At 37.0% G+C, this 24617-nt stretch carries 26 protein-coding genes; 1 reads left to right on the top strand and 25 read right to left on the bottom strand.

Annotated elements, in window-relative coordinates; genetic code table 11:
* The first annotated feature begins 21 nt into the window (after nucleotides 1-21).
* A complete protein-coding gene (locus FC89_RS05840) occupies nucleotides 22-2226 on the top strand; it encodes a glycosyltransferase (RefSeq protein WP_057871619.1) in 2205 nt (734 codons plus the stop codon).
* A gap of 62 nt (nucleotides 2227-2288) precedes the next feature.
* On the opposite strand, the gene fliS is transcribed toward FC89_RS05840, so the two are convergent.
* The 25 genes from fliS to flhA form a co-directional block, all read right to left on the bottom strand.
* A complete protein-coding gene (gene fliS / locus FC89_RS05835) occupies nucleotides 2289-2666 on the bottom strand; it encodes a flagellar export chaperone FliS (RefSeq protein ID WP_057871618.1) in 378 nt (125 codons plus the stop codon).
* A 12-nt stretch (nucleotides 2667-2678) separates the two neighbouring features.
* Nucleotides 2679-3035, bottom strand: coding sequence for a hypothetical protein (locus FC89_RS05830; protein WP_057871617.1), 357 nt, complete (start codon nucleotides 3033-3035; stop codon nucleotides 2679-2681).
* Between the two features lie 21 nt (nucleotides 3036-3056).
* Nucleotides 3057-4541 (bottom strand): flagellar filament capping protein FliD, encoded by a 1485-nt coding sequence (fliD, locus tag FC89_RS05825; protein ID WP_057871616.1) that lies wholly within the window; start codon nucleotides 4539-4541, stop codon nucleotides 3057-3059.
* Between the two features lie 9 nt (nucleotides 4542-4550).
* A complete protein-coding gene (locus FC89_RS05820) occupies nucleotides 4551-4946 on the bottom strand; it encodes a flagellar protein FlaG (RefSeq protein ID WP_057871615.1) in 396 nt (131 codons plus the stop codon).
* A gap of 99 nt (nucleotides 4947-5045) precedes the next feature.
* The gene (locus FC89_RS05815; protein WP_057871614.1) at nucleotides 5046-5915 is read right to left on the bottom strand and encodes a flagellin N-terminal helical domain-containing protein; all 870 of its coding nucleotides are present in this window, start codon (nucleotides 5913-5915) and stop codon (nucleotides 5046-5048) included.
* Nucleotides 5916-6308: 393 nt separating this feature from the next.
* The gene (gene flgL / locus FC89_RS05810; protein WP_057871613.1) at nucleotides 6309-7232 is read right to left on the bottom strand and encodes a flagellar hook-associated protein FlgL; all 924 of its coding nucleotides are present in this window, start codon (nucleotides 7230-7232) and stop codon (nucleotides 6309-6311) included.
* A gap of 6 nt (nucleotides 7233-7238) precedes the next feature.
* Entirely contained in the window at nucleotides 7239-8759 is a 1521-nt protein-coding gene (flgK, locus tag FC89_RS05805; protein WP_057871612.1) for a flagellar hook-associated protein FlgK, read from the bottom strand.
* Nucleotides 8760-8776: 17 nt separating this feature from the next.
* Complete coding sequence (locus FC89_RS05800; protein WP_057871611.1) at nucleotides 8777-9136, bottom strand: hypothetical protein; 360 nt, start codon at nucleotides 9134-9136, stop codon at nucleotides 8777-8779.
* A 2-nt stretch (nucleotides 9137-9138) separates the two neighbouring features.
* Complete coding sequence (locus FC89_RS05795; RefSeq protein WP_162258270.1) at nucleotides 9139-9435, bottom strand: flagellar biosynthesis anti-sigma factor FlgM; 297 nt, start codon at nucleotides 9433-9435, stop codon at nucleotides 9139-9141.
* Between the two features lie 100 nt (nucleotides 9436-9535).
* Nucleotides 9536-10777, bottom strand: coding sequence for a flagellar motor switch phosphatase FliY (gene fliY, locus FC89_RS05790; RefSeq protein ID WP_057871609.1), 1242 nt, complete (start codon nucleotides 10775-10777; stop codon nucleotides 9536-9538).
* Complete coding sequence (fliM, locus tag FC89_RS05785) at nucleotides 10770-11801, bottom strand: flagellar motor switch protein FliM (RefSeq protein ID WP_057871608.1); 1032 nt, start codon at nucleotides 11799-11801, stop codon at nucleotides 10770-10772. Before fliM ends, fliY begins: the two co-directional genes overlap by 8 nt.
* Before the next feature lie 18 nt (nucleotides 11802-11819).
* Nucleotides 11820-12218 carry a chemotaxis protein CheW gene (locus FC89_RS05780; protein ID WP_057871607.1) on the bottom strand — a complete coding sequence of 133 codons (399 nt, stop codon included), beginning with the start codon at nucleotides 12216-12218 and terminating at the stop codon, nucleotides 11820-11822.
* Between the two features lie 19 nt (nucleotides 12219-12237).
* On the bottom strand, nucleotides 12238-12600 hold the full coding sequence (locus tag FC89_RS05775) for a response regulator (protein WP_057871606.1): 363 nt from the start codon (nucleotides 12598-12600) through the stop codon (nucleotides 12238-12240).
* Nucleotides 12601-12614: 14 nt separating this feature from the next.
* Entirely contained in the window at nucleotides 12615-13202 is a 588-nt protein-coding gene (locus tag FC89_RS05770) for a chemotaxis protein CheC (protein ID WP_057871605.1), read from the bottom strand.
* Complete coding sequence (locus FC89_RS05765) at nucleotides 13199-15289, bottom strand: chemotaxis protein CheA (protein ID WP_057871604.1); 2091 nt, start codon at nucleotides 15287-15289, stop codon at nucleotides 13199-13201. Before FC89_RS05765 ends, FC89_RS05770 begins: the two co-directional genes overlap by 4 nt.
* Before the next feature lie 23 nt (nucleotides 15290-15312).
* Nucleotides 15313-16086, bottom strand: a complete 774-nt coding sequence (locus tag FC89_RS05760; RefSeq protein WP_057871603.1) for a CheR family methyltransferase — start codon at nucleotides 16084-16086, stop codon at nucleotides 15313-15315.
* A 5-nt stretch (nucleotides 16087-16091) separates the two neighbouring features.
* Entirely contained in the window at nucleotides 16092-17108 is a 1017-nt protein-coding gene (gene cheB / locus FC89_RS05755; RefSeq protein WP_057871602.1) for a chemotaxis-specific protein-glutamate methyltransferase CheB, read from the bottom strand.
* 12 nt (nucleotides 17109-17120) lie between these two features.
* A complete protein-coding gene (locus tag FC89_RS05750; protein ID WP_057871601.1) occupies nucleotides 17121-17618 on the bottom strand; it encodes a chemotaxis protein CheD in 498 nt (165 codons plus the stop codon).
* Nucleotides 17593-18090: a chemotaxis protein CheW gene (locus FC89_RS05745; RefSeq protein ID WP_057871600.1), complete on the bottom strand. Its 498-nt coding sequence runs from the start codon at nucleotides 18088-18090 to the stop codon at nucleotides 17593-17595. Before FC89_RS05745 ends, FC89_RS05750 begins: the two co-directional genes overlap by 26 nt.
* Nucleotides 18091-18119: 29 nt before the next feature.
* Nucleotides 18120-19418: a methyl-accepting chemotaxis protein gene (locus FC89_RS05740; RefSeq protein ID WP_057871599.1), complete on the bottom strand. Its 1299-nt coding sequence runs from the start codon at nucleotides 19416-19418 to the stop codon at nucleotides 18120-18122.
* Between the two features lie 147 nt (nucleotides 19419-19565).
* Nucleotides 19566-20279 (bottom strand): cell division ATP-binding protein FtsE, encoded by a 714-nt coding sequence (locus FC89_RS05735; protein WP_057871598.1) that lies wholly within the window; start codon nucleotides 20277-20279, stop codon nucleotides 19566-19568.
* A gap of 14 nt (nucleotides 20280-20293) precedes the next feature.
* Nucleotides 20294-21082: a flagellar hook-basal body protein gene (locus FC89_RS05730; RefSeq protein WP_057871597.1), complete on the bottom strand. Its 789-nt coding sequence runs from the start codon at nucleotides 21080-21082 to the stop codon at nucleotides 20294-20296.
* 14 nt (nucleotides 21083-21096) lie between these two features.
* A complete protein-coding gene (locus FC89_RS05725; RefSeq protein WP_057871596.1) occupies nucleotides 21097-21810 on the bottom strand; it encodes a flagellar hook-basal body protein in 714 nt (237 codons plus the stop codon).
* On the bottom strand, nucleotides 21807-22514 hold the full coding sequence (locus FC89_RS05720; protein ID WP_057871595.1) for a sigma-70 family RNA polymerase sigma factor: 708 nt from the start codon (nucleotides 22512-22514) through the stop codon (nucleotides 21807-21809). The genes FC89_RS05725 and FC89_RS05720 overlap by 4 nt, the downstream gene beginning before the upstream one ends.
* Before the next feature lie 30 nt (nucleotides 22515-22544).
* Nucleotides 22545-24611 (bottom strand): flagellar biosynthesis protein FlhA, encoded by a 2067-nt coding sequence (flhA, locus tag FC89_RS05715; protein WP_057871594.1) that lies wholly within the window; start codon nucleotides 24609-24611, stop codon nucleotides 22545-22547.
* Between the last annotated feature and the right edge of the window lie 6 nt (nucleotides 24612-24617).

The following is a 24617-nucleotide window of genomic DNA, read 5'->3' as shown; positions in this document are numbered from 1 at the left end:
AACTTAAGGAGTAATTAATAAATGACCGATTTCACACGACAACAAAAAATTAATGATTTTGTTCGTCAAAATCAAAGGGCTTATACAACTACCCTGACAATTTCTTTATTAGTTTCAAATAGTATTAAAACCATTCGCAATTGTATGGAATCACTACAGCCACTTTTAGCCCAAGTGCCTAGTGAATTAATTATTGTTGATACAGTTGGACCAGAAAATAGTGACGGTTCTCTAGCTATAGCTGAAAAATATGCTGATAAAGTGGTTCATTTCAAGTGGTGTGATGACTTTGCAGCTGCTCGAAATGCTGGTTTGAAAGAAGCTCATGGTAAATGGTTCATGTTTTTAGATGATGATGAGTGGTTTGATGATGTCGAAGAATTAGTTGCATTTTTTAATGATAAAAATGAACAAAAAAACTTTTTTGCACTAGCATATAATCAGTATAATTATGCAGACACCGCTGGTTCCAGTTATAAAATTAATGAAGTTACTCGCTGTTCCCGCATCTGGAAAAATCTTGAATTTATTGATACCGTCCATGAACGACTTTCACCAATTTACTCGCCTATCAAATATGTTAATTCTTTTGTTCACCATTATGGTTATGCGAGAAACTTAAATAATCATAAAAGCGAACGAAATGAAAAATTGTTAAAAAATTTATTAGCTCAAAATCCTCAGGATATGCATGCCTGGGCTCAATTAATTGCTGGTTTTGATAAACACACACGTGCAGAACGTGACAAAGTAATTTATTACTCACGATTAGCTCTTGAAAATTGGAAAACTATCCCTGTCAAAAATAATAAAGATAATGTTTTTGCAATATCTTCTTTAGGCTATATGTTGATGTGCTATACGTTAGAGAAAAACTGGGATGAAGTTCTCAAACTATGTAAACAATATATTCCAACTATTAAGTTAAGAAACTATGATTTATGTATCCTAGACTCCTACGCTTTCACGGCACTTTATCAAAAAAACTCCTTGAATAATCTATTTCCAATCTTTGATGAGTATTTAACTAACTTCATGCATATACAACAAGAAAAACAGGCTCTTGTCCGACAATATACACCTTTTTTAGCCGAGCGTGTGAGCTATGCGATTCTTTTCTCAATGGCTAACATCATTATCAAGTTATACCTTGATAATGAAAATTGGTCATCGATCGAGCAACTTGCCAGCCGATTACCCTTAAATGATGGTATTATGAGCTCTCCAGAAACGACTACATTATTATTGACAGCTTGTACTAAAACTAACTCTTCAAGAATACTGCAAATACTTTTTGATCAGTTCAGTCAGGATAATGATCTTAGCAAAATGAATAAACTAGCTAAATTCATTAACAACTTTAAAAACAAATTGTCTATTGCTGATTTAAACAATCTCAATCAGCAACTGACCTTAATTAATAGCTCGAGAAATCCATATTTACTGTTACAACAAGCTGAAATAAATCAAGAAACACCAGCAGGCAAATTAGCTTGGAGAAAGTTGCAAAAACATTCCTTGACTTGTCAGCCACCGTTTGAAGATTTATTGCTAATTTATATTGATAGACAATTAAATCCTAATGAGCTTGTTGCTGGATTGAATTATGATGAACTATTAGAACTGGTTTCTTCAATTAGTGATAAATACTCTCGAAAAGTTAATCAAATTCCTGATTTTATTACTAAAATTGAAAAATGTTGGAAAAAATGTCCACAACGTGAATTACTATTAATGACCTTACGACGAAACTATATTCTAAGTAATCAAATTCTTTTAGAAAATGTAAAGAACCAATTGAAACCGTATATTCAAAATACCTTATCTTTTGCACATACCATTTATAGGAATGAATTATTCACTGATAAACCATCCATCTTTTTACCAGCTGAATTTCAATTTGCTTTATACCTTGATAAAGCCTTGAAAGCGTTAGATAATGAAAAGCAGGCTGCTTACTTTGCTTTATTAAAAGCTGCATTAGAAATTTATCACCCTGCTAATCATTTAATTAAACGCTTAATCGCTAACTTTGATCTCCAACAAAAAAAGGACATCCAAAACCAGCAAGAATTTCAACAATTAGCTGCCAATATAAAAATTAAAATTCGGGCATTAATTGCCGGTAAGCAACAACAAGCTGCCTTGCCTCTGCTCAAAACATTAGCCGATATTATTCCTAATGATCCTGAAGTAACCAAGTTACTGCAACAAATCGATAAATAATATCTTCAAAAAAAGCTCTAACTGATTCATTAATCATGAATCAATTAGAGCTTTTTTAAGAACTAATCCTTTTTTTGTTCCAATTGTTTCCAAGAATCCAGTAACTCCGTCATCGTATTGATCGCGCTATCAACCAATGAACTATCTTTTTGAAGATTAGCTTGAAACAGTTGTTCATTGCAAAAATCATATAAGTTTACTAGATTTTGTGAAATTGTTACATCAACTTCTGGATTAACAGAATTTTTTAATTCAGCAATAATTTTTTGTGCTTTAACTAACTGAGTATGCGCTTGAACGACATCTTGTTTTTCAATTGCTGCTTTAGCAATCTTCATACTCCGAATCGCACCCTCATAAAGCATAATCACCAATCTGATTGGTGAAGCCCCCATCACCTGATTTTTCAAATAGCTATTGTTAACCTCTTGATATCCCATTCTTTCCAACTCCTAAAAATCAAAATCAATTAGTGAACGCCGCCGTTCTCGATCTAAATACGCCTTCATCGCTCCGCGAGAATAGGTTAACTCCAATACTTGGCGCTTGGTTTCAGCCTTATCATGTTGAATTTTAGTCAACATCTGCTGATAAATAGCAATAATTTGCTTTACCAATTTACGATCTGTTTGACCAAGCTTATTCACCGAAAAACCCATTTTTTCTAATTCAGCAATTTGCAACTTATTTTCCTTAAAAATAAGTTCTGCTTGTGAAAGAGTCTCATCCCATGAATTAAGTCGTTGCAACATTCCCTCTAGAATTTGAATTCTCTGTTTATTTAATTTTTCATGATAATAGTTATTCATAACTCTCCTGTTTTAGCTAAGCTAACTCTGATTTGCAGATGAATTAAGCGTTGAACTACTGCTGGTGAAGTAACTTAGTTGTGACTGTCCTTCCATCATGGCTTGATCTAAGCGCGTAAATGTATCAATGTACTGCTGTTTTTGCATTTCAAGTGTATTTTCAAAATCGCTGATTTGACTATTCAAATCTTTAATTTGGCTTTGGTAACCATCTGTCTTGATTTGAATAATACTTTTATTCGCTGTCAGGGCACCAGTAACACCTGAAAGATATTTATTAACTAAATCTAAGATACCTTGACTATATCCCGAACTGGAAATAGTTACTAATCCACTAGCCGTTGTTTTAGCCGAGTAAAAGAAATTCTTAACGGCTGTCGGATCATTGTTAATGGCTGCCTGCAATTTGTCAGTATCTACTCCTAAAGTACCATTCTTATCAACAAAAGAAATTCCCACTGAACTAGCATTCATTGTTGATCCAGCTACCTTAGGATTAGTGATTAAGCTGCTCAGACTTGACTGCAATTGAATTAAATCATTGTCGCCAGCTAAAGGCCCAGTAGTATTGTTAGTCTGAGTTGGATCACCAACACTCAAATCACTTGAAATCGTACTCATCAAAGTATTATAGGAATTGACCATATCTTGAACAGCAGATGTTATTTTTGAAGTATCATTAGTTAGCGAAAGCGTAACGTGCGAATCACTAACTTTATTGAGGTTAAAAGTTGTTCCATCAACAACGTCAGTAATCGTGTTACTGTCACGCTCAATTGACATTCCATCTAGTTCAAACTTAGCATTCTGACCGCTAGTCGTTGTTGCACCACTACCCAGACCTAAACCGTCAACAACACTGCTATCACCACCAGCACTAATTGTTTTGGCACCTGAAGTTGTGCTAGTCAAAACTAAATGATTATCAACAACTGATGCACGAATATGCGAACCTTGAGTAGTCTGACCGTCAGCATCAGTTGAATCAGATGTTAGCGCATTAATTTTAGTTGCTACCGTATTCAGTGTATCCGAACTGTCTAATTTAATATCAAAAGTTAATGCTTTACCACTGCTATCGGTATCCGGACTAGTTAAAGTCAAAGTTCCGTCCAAACCGAGCTTGGTTTTACTACTGGTCGAAATTCGGGTCCCAGTAATCGATGTTGCTGTTGCCAATTGATCAACTTTTAAATCATACGTATCCTGTGAAGCAGCGGTGGTCCCAGAAATTGTTGCAATAGAAGAGTCTGTGGTTGTAGCCGCCTTAGTGAGATACGTATCATCTGACTGCAAAGCTTTAACCTTTGTCGAAAACAATGTTAACTGCGTGCTGATTGCATTCCAAGCATTTTCCTGAGTTTGAATTGAAGAAATTTTATTTTGTGCGTTAGTTTCATTTTGGTAAGCTGCACTTGACTGTAGCAAAGTGATAATATCGTTTGCCGTTATCCCAGAATACTGTCCCAAGGTCGAACTAATGCCATCTGTTGTTAAACTTGCCATAGATGTTCACTATCCTTTCTTATTGACCATAATTCCCATTTCATCCCAAATATGTCCAATTAAATCCAGCATTTTAGATGATGGGATTTCTTTAATAACCTTCCCTGTCTTTTGATTAACTAACTGTACGTAAATCCGATTAGTTCGTTTATGAATTTTAAATTTCGTTTCCACATTATCATTTGACAATTGTTGGTTGAATTTATTAACCGTTGTTTTTAATGTTTTAGCTTCAGGTTTATCCTGTTGATCAGAAACATCTGCTTTAACCTGTTGCTGCATAGACTTCATCGTTTGTTGTAGTTGTTTTGCCTGAAAACTATCAAATTGATAATCAGCTTGATTGAACCAATCCTGATCAACTCCACTAATTCCACTGACAGCCTCAATATGTTCGCTAGCCATACATTTACCCTCTTTCTATAAAAATATGTTGTTCTTTATGTAGGAAAAGCCGCCCGCCTGAAGACGACCGACTTTTCAATACTACAACAAACTGAAAAATTAGCCCTGTAACAAAGTCAAAACACTGTTTGGCATTGCATTAGCCTGAGCTAACATTGAAGTAGCTGCCTGAGTAAGGATGTTGGATTTGGTAAATTGAGTCATTTCCTGAGCCATATCCACATCACGAATCCGTGAGTTAGCTTCTGACAAGTTTTCGTTAGAAGTTTCCAAGTTACTAATAGCATAGTTCAAACGGTTCTGTGTAGCTCCAAGAGTTGAACGCTGGTTAGTAACTGTTGAAATTGCATCATCAATCGCTTTAATTGCAGCATTTGCAGAAACAATATCAGCTGTAGTATTATCTACAGAAGAATTCGATTGAGAAGCAACGATATCAATACCAGCTGTCAAATTAAGAGCATCTGCATTCATAGCTGAAATTGTAACTGATAGCGTTTGTCCTGAGTTTGCGCCTACTTGGAAAGTAAAGGTTGTTGCAGCTGTACTACCGTCCGCACCTAATAAATCCTTGTTATTAAACTGTGTTGTACCAGCAATTCGAGTGATTTCACCTTTAAGGTCATTAAATTCCTTATCAATTGCTTTTCGATCATCAGTTCCCAAAGTACCGTTAGAACTTTGAACTGCCAAGTCACGCATCCGGTCCAGCATGGTCTGAATCTGACTTAAACCACCTTCAGCAGTTTGAATCAAAGAAACACCATCTTGGGCATTACTTTGAGCCTGAGTCAATCCACCAATTTGGGCCTTCATTTTTTCTGAAACAGCCAAACCAGCTGCATCATCTGCAGCACTGTTGATCCGAGAACCGGATGATAATTTTGTAAGAGCATCACTCTTAGCATCGGTTGCTTGGTTTAAATAACGCAATGTTGTCATTGCTGAGACGTTTGTATTGATTCTCATGTTAATTCCTCCAATTAAGATTCTTTTATTTCTGAGGTTTTCCCCCTCTGTGTATATGTATCGGACGGAAACAGGGGTGTTTAATAGTTTTGCCAAAATATTTTTATTTTCAATTCAATTTTTTATAGCAGCTTTCTCAAAAAACTTGGTATAAAAAGCGTAAAATAAAGGTTTTCATTACCTATGTTCCATAACAAACTAATCTATAATTTTGAAAACCATGTATAAATATCAAAATTGCCAATCTTGGATTTATAAGCAATCAAGAAATTATCTTCTCGTTTGCTAATTACTGATTTATTTCCTATTCCGACATTTTACAATTATCTAACTACAAAAAAATCCAGCTGAAAATACATTCCAACTGGATTCGAGTTAGTTGTTTTAGATGGATTAATACATATAATCCAAAATTGTAGTTTGCATGATTTTAGTTCCCATGGCTAATGTGGCATTGTATGTCAATTTTTCTTTTTCAAAATTTGAGTAAGCGGATGCTACATCCACATCTTGATCATTTGAAAGGCTTTGTTGTAAATTGGTTGACTGCGCTTGGTTACGGCTTAGAGCTGACTGTAAACGGTTAGTCAAAGCTCCGATTTGTGTCCGAACATTGACAAAGTTATCCCGATACGCATCGGTATCCGACAACAAAGTTCCTCCCAATTCGCTCTTATTGTCACTATTCAACGCAGTAACAACATTATTAAAATAATCACCTAGACTTGCCGCTTGGGCTCCTGTATCGCTATTCGCCAAAAACTTGCTGCCATTGGCAAACAAATCAACAGAAACCCCATCAGCAATCTGACGTGATAAATCCCCATCGGTCCCATTGTACGTCAAACCGGTAATATCGCCGGCTTCATTTTTTTCTAGTTCAAATGGTTTGGTTGTTGTATTTTCACCAGCAAAAATATACTTATTGCCGTACTTAGTATTCAAAGTATCAACAATTTGACTCATGTCTTGTTCAATTTCAGCCTTATTAGCACTATTAACGTCAGATCCATTGGTACCATTAGCTGATCCCTGAATCAAATCACGCATTCGCAGCATAATATCACTAATTGAACTAAGCGCTGAATCTTGCATTTGATTCCAAGAAATGCCGTCTTGAATGGAATCACCATACATTGCATTTTGATCAACTGAAGTGCTTAAATTAATGATCTGTGATGCCTTCAAAGGATCATCAGAAGCTTCTGTTAACTGCTTTTGGCTTGCTAATTGCGTCATTGTTTTTTGCATCCTAGCCGTGCTGGTCTCATAGCCGGTCAAAAAATTATTATACATTGTATTGTCAGCAATTCGCATAATTTATCACACCCCAGTCTTATTAATCAAAGTATCAAGCATATCAGAAATTACACTGATTACTCGTGCATTTGCTTCAAAACCACGCTGATAAGCAATTACATTAGTAATTTCTTCATTGACCGATACCCCAGAAACAGTCTGATCTTGATTATTCAATTGATTTAAAACTGAATTTTGCGCTGCCGATAAATTATCAGCTTGTTGTTTAGAAATTGCATTTTTAGTCACTATATTATTAAAAGCATCCGAATAAGTTTTTCCACTAGCAGATGAGGCAAAGGTCATGGTTGTTTTATCATACGAATTCAATTGATCATCAGTAATCGGATAATCAAATTTAACGTTGCTTAAATTAACAATCGCCGTTGCAATTGAGTTATCACCAGAAGCCCCGCTGGTACCGACTGTTAATTTATCAGGATCTGCAGTTAAAGCAGAATTAACGGTCATTTGTGATGCATATGAATCCGTATTGCTGCCAATTTCAAAAAAGCCGCTTGTACTGCTTTGACCATTGGTATAAACCATATTAACGGTTTTAGCAATCGTTGCAGCAAAATCATTCAATTCTTGCATCCGCTGTGAAACTTCACCAGCTGCTGTTTCCAAGCCACCCATTGTTCCGTTATCAACAGTTAACTGGCTATAACTTGTATTGCCATCAGTATCAGTTTGCGTTAACAAGATCGTATTAGTCGGATAATTATCATTAACCTGCTGTTGACCGTCAACCGTATCACCATCTTTAGCGATTGTTGCTGTGCCACCTGTATTAGCTGTAACAACACTTAAAGTATTACGAGTATCGCCATTCAAAATAGTCTGATTGCCCAGATTAATTGAAACTCGTCCATAACTATCAAATGATGTAGATACATCTGCAATATCAGATAAATTTTTTAAGGTTGCATCCCGTTGATCTAATAAATCATTCGGAGTCTGCCCGACACTTGATAAATTATAAATTTGCTGATTAAGAGTTTGTAACTGCTTGACATCACTATTAAAGTCCAAGGCATTTTTAGCTAAGGTACTAGTAATATTATCACTTAAATCAGAAATATTCCCTGCCATTTCTTTAACCGAATCAGCAAATGAACCAGCATCTTGCACCACTGAAGACTTCGCCGTACCTAATTCCGGATCATTTGCTAATGTGTTCCAAGCAGTTGTCAGCGTTGACAACTGCTTGACGATTCCATTGTCAGATGGTTCATTTAAAATATCTTGTAACTGCCCTAACTTATCTGATTTTTCTTGATAATATTGATACTTGGAATTAGCATCCCTGACTTGAGTTCTTACAAAATCATCAACAACACGATTAACTCCAGTTACATCAACCCCAGTTCCAAGTGAACCTACCCCCGGTTGATAAATCGTCGGCTGTTCAGCTGTTCCGACTTGTTGACGTGAATAACCATCCGTATTAGCATTGGCAATATTGTTGCCGCTTGTCTGCATAGCTATTTGATTAGCACTCATTCCCGTGTTACCAACATTTAATGCTCCAAATAAACTCATGGTGTTCCCCCTAACCTCTAAGCTTCCCAGTCGATCAGCGAAATGCCATCGGCTGATTTTTTGCTTTTATTTGGTGAATAGATTGTTCCAGGAGTCTTCAAATTACTGCGAATTGATTTCAACATCATTTCTTCAAATCCCATCGCTTGCTTTGTTAGTAACAAGTTTTCTTTCTGTAGGGTCTGCACTTGCTGAATCAGTTCTTTCATCCTAGGTGTTACTTCCCCTGTATAATCTTGAAAAGGCCGAACATACTTTTGCTTTTTTTCGACTAAAGGCATGAGTTTGTCCGGCTGATTATTGATCAAATACTTATTTTCTTGTTGCAGCAGTCGTTGAAATTGCTGCAACAACCGCTCAATTTCAGCTTCTTTCATAATTAGCGCTTTCCTTGAGCCTTTATATCATCCAGTATCCCCGAAGCAATCTTTTCCGGTGACACCTGATAATTATTTGTTGCAATCAAATTTTTTAATTTATTAAATTTATTTATATCAAAGCCACGATCATTTTTTTCGCTTGCTAAAATTTTTTTGGCAGTCGCTGATAAAGTCACACCATTAGCCTGCTCAGCACCAGCATCTTTAGACGCATAAGCTGAATTGCTAGGCGAAAACTGATTATTGCTCAAATCAACTTTAATCTCATTGTTATAGTTGCCCTCAATTTTCATCATAAATGACCTCCTTTTCCCTGTCATATGTATCATATCGGACAACTACACAAAAGTTAAATAGTTTCTGCCATTTTTTACAATAATTAAATCTTAACCAAGGTTATCCCATATGATCGATTCTTTGCCGTTGTGAAACTATATTGGTAATTCTGATTCCAAAGTTCTCATTAATAACAACTACTTCACCAGTTGCAATTAATTTTCCATTCAATAAAATTTCCAATGGTTCATCTGTTAAATGATTTAATTCAATTACTGATCCTGAGTTGAATGACAAAATATCTCTAACACTTTTTTCTGCCCGGCCCAAAACAACACTCAAGTTCAGTGGAACATCCATAATTAAATCCAAATTATCGCCTTGTGGTACTTTTTCATCCGCTAATTGCTGGAACTCCGGTTTGCTGACTTCAATTGTTTGTTTAGGTTTCGCCGCAGTTGCCTGTGTATTACCAGCAGCTTGATTAGTACCTGCTGTTGTCTGCGCGGTACTAGCAGCCTGATTATTTTCGGCTGTTTGTTGTCCCGCATCGGCTGTTTGATTAGAATTGTTTTTAGCCGCTTGATCATCATCATGACCCTTAACAACGGTTGCCTTATCAGACATTACCGCATCGGCGATATCATCTACCATATCTTCAGTGAAGATTTGCATAATCTCACTTTTAATTAGGCCTTCAACATTCAGCGAAAAAGATATTTCATAGATTTTTTGATCTCCGCCAATGTTTTCGTAATGAACATTATCCGGTTCACGCCAAACTTTAACATCTGGCGGCAAAATATCAACTTTTCGATTAATCATTGTTGCCATGGCCGTCGCTGATGATCCAATCATTTGATTCATTGCTTCAGAAACTGCGCTTAATTCAATTTCAGTAAAGTCTTGTGATTTAGGCTCACCATTACCACCCATCATCAAATCAGCAATAATAATTGCATCTTTTACTTTCAGCAGCATCAAATTGGTTCCAATCAAACCTTCTTTAAAGCCAACTTTCGTAGCAACTTTGGGAGTTGAAATACCCGAAATCAAATCCTTAAAATAAATCCGCGAAACTTTAGGTGTTGTAATTGTTACCCGGTGGTTCAAAATTGAAGATAATGTCGTCGCTGCTTGAGACATAGAAATATTTCCTACTTCACCAATAATATCCTGTTTGGTTTTTTCATCATATTTGCCCTTATCTCCGTCTTTTACCACAGCTGACTTATCCGATTGGTCGGTTGCAGCTTTCTTTTCTTCTGACTGCTCATCTGCAGCTGGTTTGTCTGAAGTCGACGATCCATTTTCGCCTTTCATCAATTTGTCGATCTCCTCTTGCGATAAACTATCACTCATCTTCTGGGTCTCCTTCCAACTTATCTAATAATTCAACTGCCAAATTACCGTCTTTTTTACCAGGTTTTGCTTGATAAAATGGTATTCCATTAACATAAGTGTCTAACGGAGCACTCGTCTTGCGGTCAAGTTTGATCACATCGCCAACTTCCAAATGCAAGAAATCCGCCATCTCCATTTGCGCACTTCCTAAGCGAGCTTCAAGGGATACGCCAACATTATTTAACCCTCGCTCTAATTCACGTTCATCATCTTTACTGAGCTTTTGACTAGAATCAAACCAATTCTTAAAGCTGAGTTTGTCACTAATTCCCTCAAAAAAGACATACGGAATACAAATATTTAAGAAGGTACTCATATCGCCAATCTGCATGGTAAATGTGGTTAAAACCACTGGTTCATTTGGTGACATTGTTTGCAACATCTGCGGATTAGTATCAAGATCATCTAGTTCCGTTTCCATCTGAACAATATCTTTCCATGAATTTTGAAAAACTATTCCTAGCTCTTTCAGTACTTCACGTAAAATAGCTAACTCAATATCGGTAAAACTCTTATCATCAACCACATTATTATTAGTTGTCTTCTTAGTGGTTTCAACCTCTGTTCCACCACACAATAGCTCAACCAAACGCATACAAAGCTGCGGGTTGATTTCAACCATTTGAATCCCCTTCATTGGTGTTTCATCAGCTAAAGCTGAGTGGAATAATCCGATTAAAGTAACTCGGGGAATCGAATGAATAAACTCATCAAAGCTGACTTGTTCGATCGATGCTAACTGCAAAGTAACATTGACTCGTAATAAATTTGATAGTATATTGGTGCTCATTTTAGAGAAGTCTTCAAAGATCATGTGCAGCGTATTGACATATTCTTTGGAAAGTTTGATCGGTCTTCTAAAATCGTATGGTTTGACCTTGGGAGTTTTTTCTTCTTCTTCAATCTTTTCTTGATCAATTTCGCCGTTGTTCATTGCTGCCAGCAGCTTGTCAATTTCCTGCTGCGATAATACCTGATCCAACTTGACCCCTCCTTACTACTAAAAAATCATTTTAGTTACATCAACAACGTTAGCTACTTTATCAGGAAATGAAACAATCCCTGAATAATACTTATTCTGTTCTTTTGCATCATCATTTAAAACTACTTTTTCAGGATCAACATCAAGAATTTCGCTAACTTCTTCAATTAGTAATCCTTTACGCTTATCGTCTTTTTTCATGATCAAAATATTTTTATACTCTTTTGACTCCGGCACACCGATTAATTCTGATAAACCAACAACTGTCATGACCGCTCCCCGCAAGTTAATCAAGCCCTTGACCCATTTTGCAGCCAATGGTACTGGTGTAATCTCAATAGTGTCAATGACTTCTTCAACTGAAGCTGCCGAGATCAAATAAAATTGCTGATTCAGCTTAAAAAGAATCATTTGCATCTGTGATCATCTCCTCAGATTATGAAAAAGCCTTATCCAATGCTTTAATTACTCGCTCAGTATCAAATGGCTTAACAATGAAATCAATTGCTCCGGCGCGGATTGCATCCATAACCATTCCCTGCTGTCCCATCGCACTACACATAATGACCTTAGCATTGGCATCTGCTTTTCGAATCATTTTTAACGATTCCAAGCCGTCAACTTCCGGCATAGTAATATCCATTGTGACCAGATCCGGTTTGGTTTCCTGATATTTATCAAAAGCCTCTTGCCCATTTTGAGCTTCTCCGGCAACCTCGTAACCATTTTTCTCTAAAATATCTTTCAATTTGATTCGCATAAAAACCGCGTCATCAACAATTAAAATTTTCTTTCCCAAATTACTTGCTCCTTTCATATTCCAAGCGATTTAATTAAACTATCCAAGACGCCCTTTTCTGGAATCAGAAATAACGAGGCATCAAGTTTTTTTTCAGCGTAAGTAAATTCATTCCGGATGACCATTACTTGTTCATCATACTGGTCAAACGCCAGATAGGCACTGCTAATTAGTGCTCCAAAAAAATCATTCTTGATCTGCGGCAGTGAAGAAATCAACTGAACATCAAGCAATTTACCGATAGCATTTAAAAAAGAATTAGCAATAATATTAGACAACTCACTCACCGCAGATAATTTAACATCCCACGATACTTGCGTTCCTTTTAAAATCAAATCTGCTAATTGATTAACTGCTTTATCAGTTACTACAAATAAAATCGCTCCTTGGTACTCGCCAACTATTTTGCTGATAACTCCATAAACTTCATCATCGTCGGCCATTACTTTTTGGTATAATTCCTGATAGCTTAAAATTGCCACTTCGGGAACTTTCATATCAATTTTTTCATTAACCATCTTCGAAATACTAGTTGCTGCATTGCCGCCGCCGATATTGATCATTTCGCGTAATCCATCAATTTGTAAATCTGTATATTTCATGATTTAGTTCCTTTTTTTGTTTGACATAAAGCATTAACATCAAGAATCAATGCAATTGAACCATTATCAAAAATAGTTGCACCTTGATAACGATTGATTTTCTGCAATACTGGATCAATTTTTTTAATTACAATTTCTTTTTGTCCAATCAACTGATCTGCTAAAATGCCAAAATACTGTTGATCACTTTTGACAATAATGGCAAATTTTTTGGCACCTTCTTTGGTTTTAATGTTTAATAATTTGTCTGTCCGAACGATTGGAATCAATGTATCTTGAAAACGGTATACTTCCCCTTTAGCTGTTGGTACAATATCTTCATCATGCAACATTACTACCCGTTCAACTACATCTAACGGAATAGCAAAATTACCTGCACCAACTTTGACCATTAAAGCTTGAATGATCGAGAGTGTTAACGGTAGCTTGATAATAAACTTCGAACCAACATTAACTTGACTGCGTAGTTCAATTGAACCACCTAATTCATTGATCTTAGATTGAACTGCATCTAGCCCTACACCTCGACCTGAAATATCAGTAATCTTTTTGGCTGTTGAAAAGCCGGGATGAAAAATCAAATGCTTTAATTCATCCTCAGACATTCCATCGGTATTGATTCCCTTAGATTCTGCGCTGGCTTTAATTACCTGTGGATCAATTCCTTTACCATCATCCTCTAAAGTAATAATTACACGATTCCCTTCTTGATAAGCTGACAGCGTAATCGTTCCTTTACGCGGCTTGCCAAGTTTCTCACGTGTATCCGGATCTTCAATTCCATGATCAGCAGAGTTGCGCAGCATATGAATCATTGGTTCGCCTAATTCAGAAACAACGGTTTTATCAAGCTCAGTGTCCTCGCCAATAACAACTAGATCCATGTCTTTATGCAAGGTTCGTCCTAAGTCACGAATCATTCGTGGAAAACGACTAAAGACAACACTGACCTGCTGCATTCGAATCCGCAACACTAAATCCTGCAGCTCCGAAGTCAACCGCGAAACCTGCTCTAACGAATCGCGAATTCCTTCTAAATCACTGCGATGACTAGAATCTTCCATCTGATTGCGATAAACAACCAATTCAGAAACTAAATTCAAAAAGCGATCAAGCCGACTTAAATCGACCCTGATTGACTGATTGCGAGCATTGTGATGGCTGCTCTTCGCTCTGGCAGCCGGTTTTTTAGCGGCTGCTTTTTTAGGTGCCGGCTTAGCAGCTGCCGCTTTGGGTGCTGCAGTTTTGGCCGGTTGCTTTTCAGCAGCTTCCTCAGCTTCTTTTTGAGCCGCTACAGCTTTTTTAGCATCAAATGGCTCAACGATTGCTTTTTCAAGTTCACTGTTACTCTCAACATTCTTTTTAATGTCATCTTGTGTCTCTCTGGTTACAAAAACCAGTTTAAAATCAGTATCAAACTTACCATCTTCCAGCAAATCAGCTGTCGGCTCTGTATGAATTACATCGCCTTCTTCTTCTAATTTTTGCATAATTAAGAAGACTCGCGGTCCCTTCAACAAGGTTTCCGCATCCAAGCGAATTGCAATTGTAAACACATTCTGGCCGCCGCTTTTGGCTTTCTCGGCAACATCAACATCGGCATCTTCCAAACTAGAAAAAGTTGCAGTTAATTCTGCTTTAGGTGCTGCTGGCTGATCGGCTTCTGCTGCAGCTGGAACCGTTTCTGCGGCTTTACCAGTTGCACTGGTTTCTACTTTATTAAGTTCATCAATCAAATCCTTGATTTGATCTTCACTCAAATCTTTTTCATCTCGTAAATCATCAAGCAGCTGTGATAAACGATCCAAGCACTTAAAAATCAATGAAATGTGATCACCATTAACTTTTAATTTACCTGATTTAAAAAGATCAAAAATATCTTCCATCCGATGAGTCAGTTTGGTCATTACTTCATAACCCATTGTTGCCGAACTGCCTTTTAAGGTATGCGCTGCTCGGAAAATCTCATTGATCAAATCAATATTATCTGGTTCTTTTTCCAATTCTAGGACATTATCATTTAACTGCTGCAGGTTATCTTCACTTTCTTCAAAGAAAAGATCACGATACGCACTATTATCGTCCACTACTTTCAACTCCTTTCAACAAACTAAATCTTTTGATAAATAAACGAATCCAATTTACGCAAATTGAATTGTTCTGGAAAATTAATTGCTTCCGTTGCTCCGGTAAACAGAATCCCCCCAGTAACCAAAGATTCACCAAACTTCCGATAAACTTCGTCACGGATTTCCGGTTTGAAATAAATAGTTACATTACGGCAAACAATTACATGGCAGTTTTTCTCATACAAATTCTTCAGCAAGTCTTGTTTTTTAAAAGTTATTTGTTGTTTAAGACTGCTGCTTACTTGATAACGATCGCCTTCAACTTCAGTAAAGTATTTCTTCAAATCTGTTGCAGCGATATTTTTCAATTGATCCTTGCGATAACATCCCTGATGTGCTTTAGCTAAAATATCATCATCAATATCTGTAGCAATGATTTTTGCTCCCAGTAAATGATGCTTCTCAAGAATCATCGCCAACGTATACGGCTCAGCACCTTCGGAACAGGCTGCGCTCCAAATTTTAGGATTGGGAAATTGAGGAATGACCGTCTGCAAAAGCTGCTGTTCAAAGACTTCAAACAAATCGCGATTCCGATAAAATTCTGTTACATTAATTGTTAAATGCTCAATAAACGCCTTGCGAGCTTGAGCATCAGTTTCTAAAATGTGGGCATATTCTTCCAACGTTTCAGCACCAGTTGTCCGCATGATGTTACCAATTCGGCGCTGCATTTGCCGCTGCTTATAAGCTGTTAACTTAATCCCCAATTTTGCTTGAACCCACTTATTAAAAAAATCAAAGTTTAATTCCATTAGTTTCACCCGACTATTTGATTGATTTTTTGTTCAATTGCCGATAAATCTAAAATCTCATTAACAACACCCAATTCAATGGCACTGCGCGGCATTCCAAAAACAACGCAACTAGCTTCATCTTCAGCAATCGTATAACCACCTAACTGATGAATATCGGCCATTCCTTTGGCACCATCACTACCCATTCCGGTCAATAAGACAGCAACTAAATTACGACGATACATTTTAGCTGCTGAACTGAATAAATAATCCACCGCTGGACGTGTACCATGCAATTTAGGCTGTTGATTCAATTTAATTTGCCCATTTTCCAGTGTCATATGGTAATCACCTGGGCAAAGGTAAACTTGGCGTTCGATCCTCATCCCATCTTGGGCCTCGACTATTTGACTAGTAGTTTCTTGATTCAGCCGCTTGGCAAATGAGGCTGTAAATCCCTTCGGCATGTGTTGAACGATAAAAATTGGCATTTTAATTTCAGCCGGCAGATGTCGAATAATTCGCAATAATGTTCGTGGACCACCAGTTGAAGCCCCAATTACCATTGCATGGACAAAGGTTGGTAATTGCCCGGGAACGGTTGTCAAATCAGTTACTCCAAGTGATTGATCAACCGGATTTAATGTTTGTTGAGATTTGTTTTTGACCATTAAAATTTTATTTTTAAAATCAGTAATCCATTCCTGCTTAATCGAAAACAAATTAACCGGTTTTTCAATAAAATCGGCCGCGCCAGCATCAAGTGCTTCAATTGTTACATCCTGATTGCTTAGTGAACTCAGCATAATTACTGGTACGTTTCGCAGTTTCTTTATCTCCTTCAAGGCTGTCAATCCATCCATGACCGGCATTTCAATGTCCATCAAAATTAAATCAATTTCTGGATCATCCTTAACTGCTTCAACTGCTTTTTGACCATTTCGAGCAATTTCAACAGTTTGAATGAATGAAATTTTTTGAGTTAAATCACTAATGACTCTCCGCATAAAGGCAGAATCGTCTACAATTAAAATTTTCATTAATTATCGTCCTTATAAATAAACTGTTTCTTGATGTACAATTCTGACCATTACTTGAAAGGTTTCCAAATCAGCTACCATCGTTTGACCATTACTGCCGCCCACATGTTTAGCAATAATTGGAATTCGCAACTGTTTTAAGGTTTCTTCAACTGCCATGATATTGCGTGCACCAACATTTTGCGTATTATTATCAAAGTTAAACATATTTGCCCCACCAACAATTTTTGCTTTAAAATGCGGAAAACGGATTTGCCGTTTCATTTCATCCACCATTTTTGGTAAAGCCAAATTAGCAAATTTGGCAGCATTAACTGTTGAACGCTTTTCAAAAGGTCGACTATCCGGCAGCATAATATGGCTTAAACCACCAATTCCACTGCGTTCATCATATATTAACGTTCCTATACAAGAACCTAAGCCAACTGTTATTAAATTATTAGGAGCTTGACTGATCTTATAATCAGCTATCCCGATGCGCAACTCAGTCGGTTTCTGTTGGAGTGTCACCTGCGCCCTCCTTAGACTTTTCAAGTTCTGCAACACTGTCCGTTAAGGCTTGCGACTGATTATTATCAAATAGATAATCCAGCTTCAAAGAAATAACTACCTGATCTTTAAATTTTAAGAATTTGCCAATATAGCCGCGTTTTAAATCAGCTTGCGACAACTCGGCCTCATAATTGGTTTCTTCTAAATAATTAATGCCAACAATGTTTTCAATAAACAAACCCAAGTGTTGGTCCTGCCATTCGCACAAAATCACTTTCGTCGCATCAGTTGTTGGTGTAAATTCACCAAATAGTTTACGCCGCAAATCAATAATCGGAATCATATGCTGTTGATGTTCAAATACTCCCAAAACAAAATCCGGTACATCCGGCAATGAAATAAATTGATCAGTCTCAACAATTCGTTTTACTAATAAAACCGGTAGTGCAAAAAATTGATCATGACTTTTGAAAACTACATATTGATCCACTGATTATCCCCCCTTTTATTTTATTAATCCTAAATTTTGAAGTTTTCCACTTGAAATTTAAAGATTTCAGCTGATTTACTGATTTCTTTAACATTCTTTTCAAACTGTTCCAATCCTTGATAAAGTTCTTCAATACTGGCAGTAGCTTCTTCAGTTCCAGCCGAAGTCTCAGTAATCGAATGCGAAATTGAATTAACTGATTTAGCCACCAAGTCTTTTTCTTTAGAAATACCATTAATGTGCGATTTAACTGTTTCAATACTTTCCACAAATTTCTTAACAATTTCAGAAACCTCTTTTGAAGAATCAATTGCATTATTAAGGGTTTCTGTTTGCTTTTCGCTGCTGGAGTAAGAATCATTTAAAGCTGTAACCATTTGTTCAGATTGATGACGAATAGCTTCAATAATTTCGGTGATATTCTTAGCTGATTGACCACTTTGTTCTGCTAAATCACGAATTTCTTCAGCAACAATAGCAAAGCCTTTGCCGGCATCCCCTGCTCGAGCCGCTTCAATTGAGGCATTCAAAGCCAGTAGATTAGTTTGTTCAGAAATATCATTAATTAAATGAACGATCTTCCCAATACTTTGAACATTTTTATTCATGTCGTTCATTTCTTTGACAATTTGCGACTGGTTATCACGTTCTGTCTGCCAACTTTGTGAAACATCGACCATCAATTTGGAGTTTTTCTGGTTGCTTTGGCGCGAAGTATCAGCGTAACCGTTCATCCGTTCAATCTCTGCATGAATCTTTTCGATCTTACCGCCAAGTTCTTTCATATCATTTGAAGTCTGCTCGGCTTCAGCTGCTTGCGAGCTGGCTGAATCAGCAATCGTTGACATCGTATCTTTAATATTGCCGACTGAGCTTTTGGTCTTGCTAGTCGTCTTCGTTAAATCTTGCGACATTTTGCCTAAACGCTGACTTTCGTCCTTCATACCTACAATTACAGCTTTAAAGACATTAATAATTGTCTGAAAACTGTTTTTGATTTTAACAATAATCGGATTCTTAATTTTTAACTGAGATAACTCTTCAGCACCCGCTAAATCTCCGTTGCTGACTTGATCAAAAACTCTCATCATCTGCTGCATCTCTGGACCGGTACTTTGCCCTGCCTTTGAAGTTACAAACAGCGCAAACAGTAAATGAATAATGATCAAAACAATGGAAAATATTTCAAAACTGTGGTTCAAACCAGTATTGCCTACCGGTTTGATTACTGCAAAATAACAAATCAACAATACTACAATAGTAATTCCCACTGGTATCAGTAAGCCCCACTTAAACTTTTTTCCAAAACTAGTATTCTTTTTTGCCATAATCCTATCCCTTTCTATCAATTTGATAGTTAAACGTTGCAGATGCACCCCAAGATACTCTAACTCTCACTCCCTTAATCTAAAAAAACTTGGATAGCAACCTATCATGTACTATCGGTAAATTATTTATGAAATTAAGCGAATTTATTACCAAATATAAATATCTTTTGAGTCGGAGTTTGTCGAATACTTTCCGTTATCCTCATCACGAACTATTTTTCCCTTTTGTAATTCTAAAACCCGGTGACGAAGTGAATTAACAATTGTACTATCATGAGTTGCAATCATAACTGTCATGCCGCCCAAGTTGAATTTAAAAAATAATCTCATAATCTCCACGGCTGATTTCGCATCCAAATTAGCCGTTGGTTCATCAGCTAATAAAATCGGCGGTTGATTGATCAAAGCCCGGGCAATTGCAATTTTTTTTCTTTGTCCAACTGATAATTCTGCTGGTAATCGTTTTTGATAAGCTGTCATGCCAACCGCTGTTAAAACTTTCTGCGTTTTAATTTGTTGCTGCTGTGGATCATTAACCCCTAAAGCCGCTAAACTATAGCTAATGTTCTCCGCCACATTTAAGTAAGGGATAAATAAATCACGCTGCAAGACAATACCGATTTGGCGACGTAAAATATATGTTTGGCTGGGACGAATCCGTTCAACCAGCATACTTCCCATCTGTAAGGAACCAGTTGTCAAATTTTCTTGTTTATCCATCAACTTTAACAATGTTGTTTTTCCAGCACCGCTTGGTCCGACGATATACACAAATTCTCCTTGATTGACCTGAAAAGAAACGTCCTCCAAAGCCTGAATTTTACCATCATATAATTTTGAAACATGTTCAAATCTAATCAATCTGATCCCAACCTTTATTGATTTGAAAACTCATTAATTGTTCCCAACATATCATCAGTTGATTGCAGAACCTTCGAATTTAATGAATATGCTCGCTGTGTCATAATCATATCGGTCATTGCATCCGCCAAATCAGTAGTTGAATTCTCTAAATGATTTTGTTCGATCGTACCTAATCCGGCAGCTCCTGTTAAAGATGAGTTCAACGCACCACCTTGCAGCTGATACAGATTATTTCCGACAGCCTGTAAATTTTGCGGTTCAGCTGGTTGATATAAAATCACACGTCCAACTTGCGTAGTACGACCATTATTTCCAATTGAAATTTGACCATTTTGATCGATTGAAACTGTACCTTGCGGCCACTGATTTTCGGGCACCGTTGCTTGAATATCTAATCTTTGACCAGCTTGATTAACTAAATTTCCATTGGCATCACGACTAAAATCACCATTACGTGTCAAATAAAGCTGACCATCGGCCCCCCGAACTCCAAAAAAACCATTTCCACTAATTGCTAAGTCATAAGGCGAATCCGTACTGCGAAGACCACCCTGAGAAAAATTAATTGCTTGCTGATGTGTTTCCAATCCCATTGTCATTCCCAGGTTATTTTGTTGTGCTGCTTCAAGATTGGCATCTTGCGGTGTAGTAGAATTTTCTAATAAGTCACCAAAACTGGTATCTCTTTGCTTAAACCCTACTGTATTTGAATTAGCAATATTATTGGAAACAATGTCTAAATTGTTCTGCAAACCATTTAAGCCTGTTCGACTGATCGACAAAATATCATTAACGTTCATTTAAAATTTTCCTCCTAGACTTTGCCTAAATTATTAACAGCTTTTTGCAAAGTATCGTTGGTTGCACTCAAAGCTTTCTGGTTAGCTTGAAACTCCCGTGAAGTCTGGATCATCGAAACCATCTCATCAGAAGTAGATACATTGGATTGTTCCAAAGATCCCTGTTCCAATTGCGGAGCTCTAACTGGGGTTCCAGCCGTTTGACTAGTATAGTAAGCATTGCCCATACTTTGCAGATTTCCATCGTTTGGAAATGAAACTATCGAAAAATTAGGGATTCCAGTGGCGGCAGTCGCCGTAACCGGACCGTTATTTGTCCCAAGAACTTGATAGCCTTCCTGCGTAACATATTGATTTTGATTATTTAAGCGAAAATTTCCATTACGCGTATAAGCAATTTGTCCGTTATTCATTCGAACCTGAAAATAGCCATCACTGTTAATTGCAAAATCAGTTGCGCGGCCGGTCTGCTGCAAGGCCCCTTTGGCGGGATTTAAATATGAACCAGCTAGATAGTTGCCAAATGTAAAACCATCGTACTGAATTCGTTGATTGTTATTGTTGCCACCTTGAAAGTTATGCAGCTGAACTTGACGATATGTTGATTGAAAAAGTTCTTTTGCTTGGTAGCCGCTAGTTCGAACATTGGCAATATTGCCACTGATATTTTCTTGCCTTTTTTCTAACAGATTGACGCTTTGATAAAGCGTATCTAGGCCTCTAATCATTTCATTTCCTCCTTAATCAGCTGGCGTAATTTAATAATTATTTTCCCGTGAATCTGTGAAACCCGTGCAATAGAAACATCTAAAACCGCAGCAATTTCTTTTAAAGTGGCATTTTGCTCGTAATACAAACTTAAAATTAACTGCTCACGCTGATTTAATTTTTTTATTGCAATGATCAAAGCCTGTTTTTCTTCTTGTTGCAGTAAATTCTGTTCACCATTGGCGGCATTGGTATCTTCTAAAATATCCTCCAAGGTAAAATCATCTGACTGTGGGAAAATGGTACTTTCAAGTGATATTCCAGCCAAGTAATGAATATTCTCATAAATTTCATTCAATTGTGTTGATGAAATCTTCATTTCTTCACTGATTTCTTGATCAGTCACTTCACGTTTTAATTTTTGTTCTAATTTTTGTTTAGCCGAATATAAATTATTAATGCTGTTCATTTTATAGCGCGACAGTTTGGCGTGCTTCCTAACTTCATCAATAATTGCTCCTTTAATTCGAATCATGGCATATCTTTCAAACGGAACTTGTTTACTAGCATCAAATTTTTGCAAGGCATCAATCAAACCGATCACTCCGATATCGTACAAATCGCCATACTCATATTCAGTATTTTTGATTGTAATTCGATTGGCTACTCGTTCAACCAATGGCAAATATTTCAATACTTTATCTTCAAGTTTTATCTTATACATTGGAATTGCCCCTTCCGCTCGAATCAATCATTAAAGTTCAATTGTGCCAACTGTTACAATTTTGATTTCATTAGGAACTTCATTTAATGAAATAACAGCGATATCTGGATAATTCATTGAAATCAACTTCTTAAATACTAAACGGATCTTGGGTGAAGTTAAGATCACAAACTTAGTATCCTTAACCAATAAACTTTGCTGGACTTTACCAACAGCCGTTAAAATCTGGTTAACTGTTTCTGATTTAAGAATCGGATATGAACCGGTCGGTGTCTTCTGAATATTTTGAGCAACCATCTCTTCAACTCGTGGATGAACCGTTACAATATTGATCGTTTTATTTTCATCAGCATATTGAGCAGCAATTGTTCGTTTTAAAGCTTGCCGAACATATTCAGTCAGCATCTCCGCATCCTTGGTGATCGTGCCGTAATCAGCCAAGGTTTCCAAAATAGTAGCCAAATCATTAATCGGTATTTGTTCAGCTAATAAATTCTGCAAAACTTTTTCAACTTCACCCAAACGCATAATATCTGGAATTAATTCATCAATTACAACGCCGGACTGACCCTTAATTCCTTCCAGCAATTTTTTAACTTCTTGCCGACCCAGTAATTCCGGTGCATGCTTATTGATAACCTCTTTTAAATGAGTAGCAATTACTGTCAATGGTTCAATAATCGTAAAGTTCTGAAGCTCTGCTTGCTCTTTATCTTGAGCATTGATCCATAAAGCATCTAGATGAAAAGCAGGATCTTTAGTTGGAATACCTTTAAATGGAAAATGCCCGTCATTTTGAGCAATAATCATAAATTTATCTGGATAAATCTTTCCTTTAGCTACCTCATTCCCACGAATTTTGATCGAATAGCCATTTGAATCCAAATATAAATTATCGCGAATCCGAACCGGGCTGATCAAGATCCCAAGTTCTTTGGCAATTTGCCGACGAATTGAAACAATGCGATCCATTAAACTATTTTCAATCGTATTGTCAACCAGCGGAATCAACCCATAGCCGATCTCAATAGCTAGCGGTTCTACCTGGAATGAAGCAACTGATTCCTCTGGCTCTTGTTTGGTCCGCTTTTTCTTTAGCTCTAATTGCTGCTGCTGGCGTTTCTTGGCTTGTGTTTGTTGAACTGTATTTCTTTCGACCAACGAACTGCCGGCAAACATAACGATTCCCATTAAAGCAAACGGAATAAAAGGGAAACCTGGAATAACTGATAAAATCAATAAAATAGCAGCAACGATTCGAAACAGCTGTGGATTACGTAATAAATCCCCAGACAAAGTAGCGCCAAAAGAAGTCTGATTTGCGGAACGGGTAACAATTACCCCAGAAGCAATCGAAATCAGCAAGGATGGAATGGCACTTACTAGACCATCACCGATTGATAATTTACCGAACTGACTCAAAGCCTGAACGATTGACATCTTTCCACCAGCTGCAAAAATAATTGGTCCACCAATCAAATTAATCAAAACAATTAATACACTGGCAATCGCATCACCTTTAACAAACTTGCTGGCACCATCCATTGAACCGTAAAAGTCAGCTTCTCGCTGCAAATCGTCTCGTTTCTTCCGCGCTTGTTTTTCGTCTAATAAACCTGAATTCAAATCAGAGTCGATCGCCATTTGTTTTCCTGGCATAGCATCCAAAGTAAAACGAGCAGAAACTTCCGCAACTCGACCAGTACCATTAGTCACAACAGCCAACTGAACAATCATAATAATGACGAATAAAATTATTCCGACAATGTAGTTGCTCCCCGTAACTACATTGGCAAAAGCACTAATTACCTGTCCGGCACTGCCGGCTGTCAAAATTAATCTGGTCGAAGCCATATTTAAACTCAACTTAAACATTGTCGTAAACAGCAATAAAGTCGGAAATGACGAAAACTCCAAAACCGATTTGGTAAATAAGGTAATCAGCAAAATATTCATTGAGAGCGTCAAGTTGATTACTATCAAAACATCTAATAGTGCTGCCGGCAAAGGAATGATGATCAATGCAATAATCGCCAACACCAAAAAAGATATCCAGATGTCCGATCTAGTCATTTTTTTGCCGAATACTCGATTCATAAATTC

The organism is Liquorilactobacillus ghanensis DSM 18630 (assembly GCF_001435235.1).
Classification (GTDB): Bacteria; Bacillota; Bacilli; order Lactobacillales; family Lactobacillaceae; genus Liquorilactobacillus; species Liquorilactobacillus ghanensis.
The sequence above is the reverse complement of the archived record's forward strand: the minus strand, read 5'-3'. Positions and strand labels throughout refer to the sequence as shown.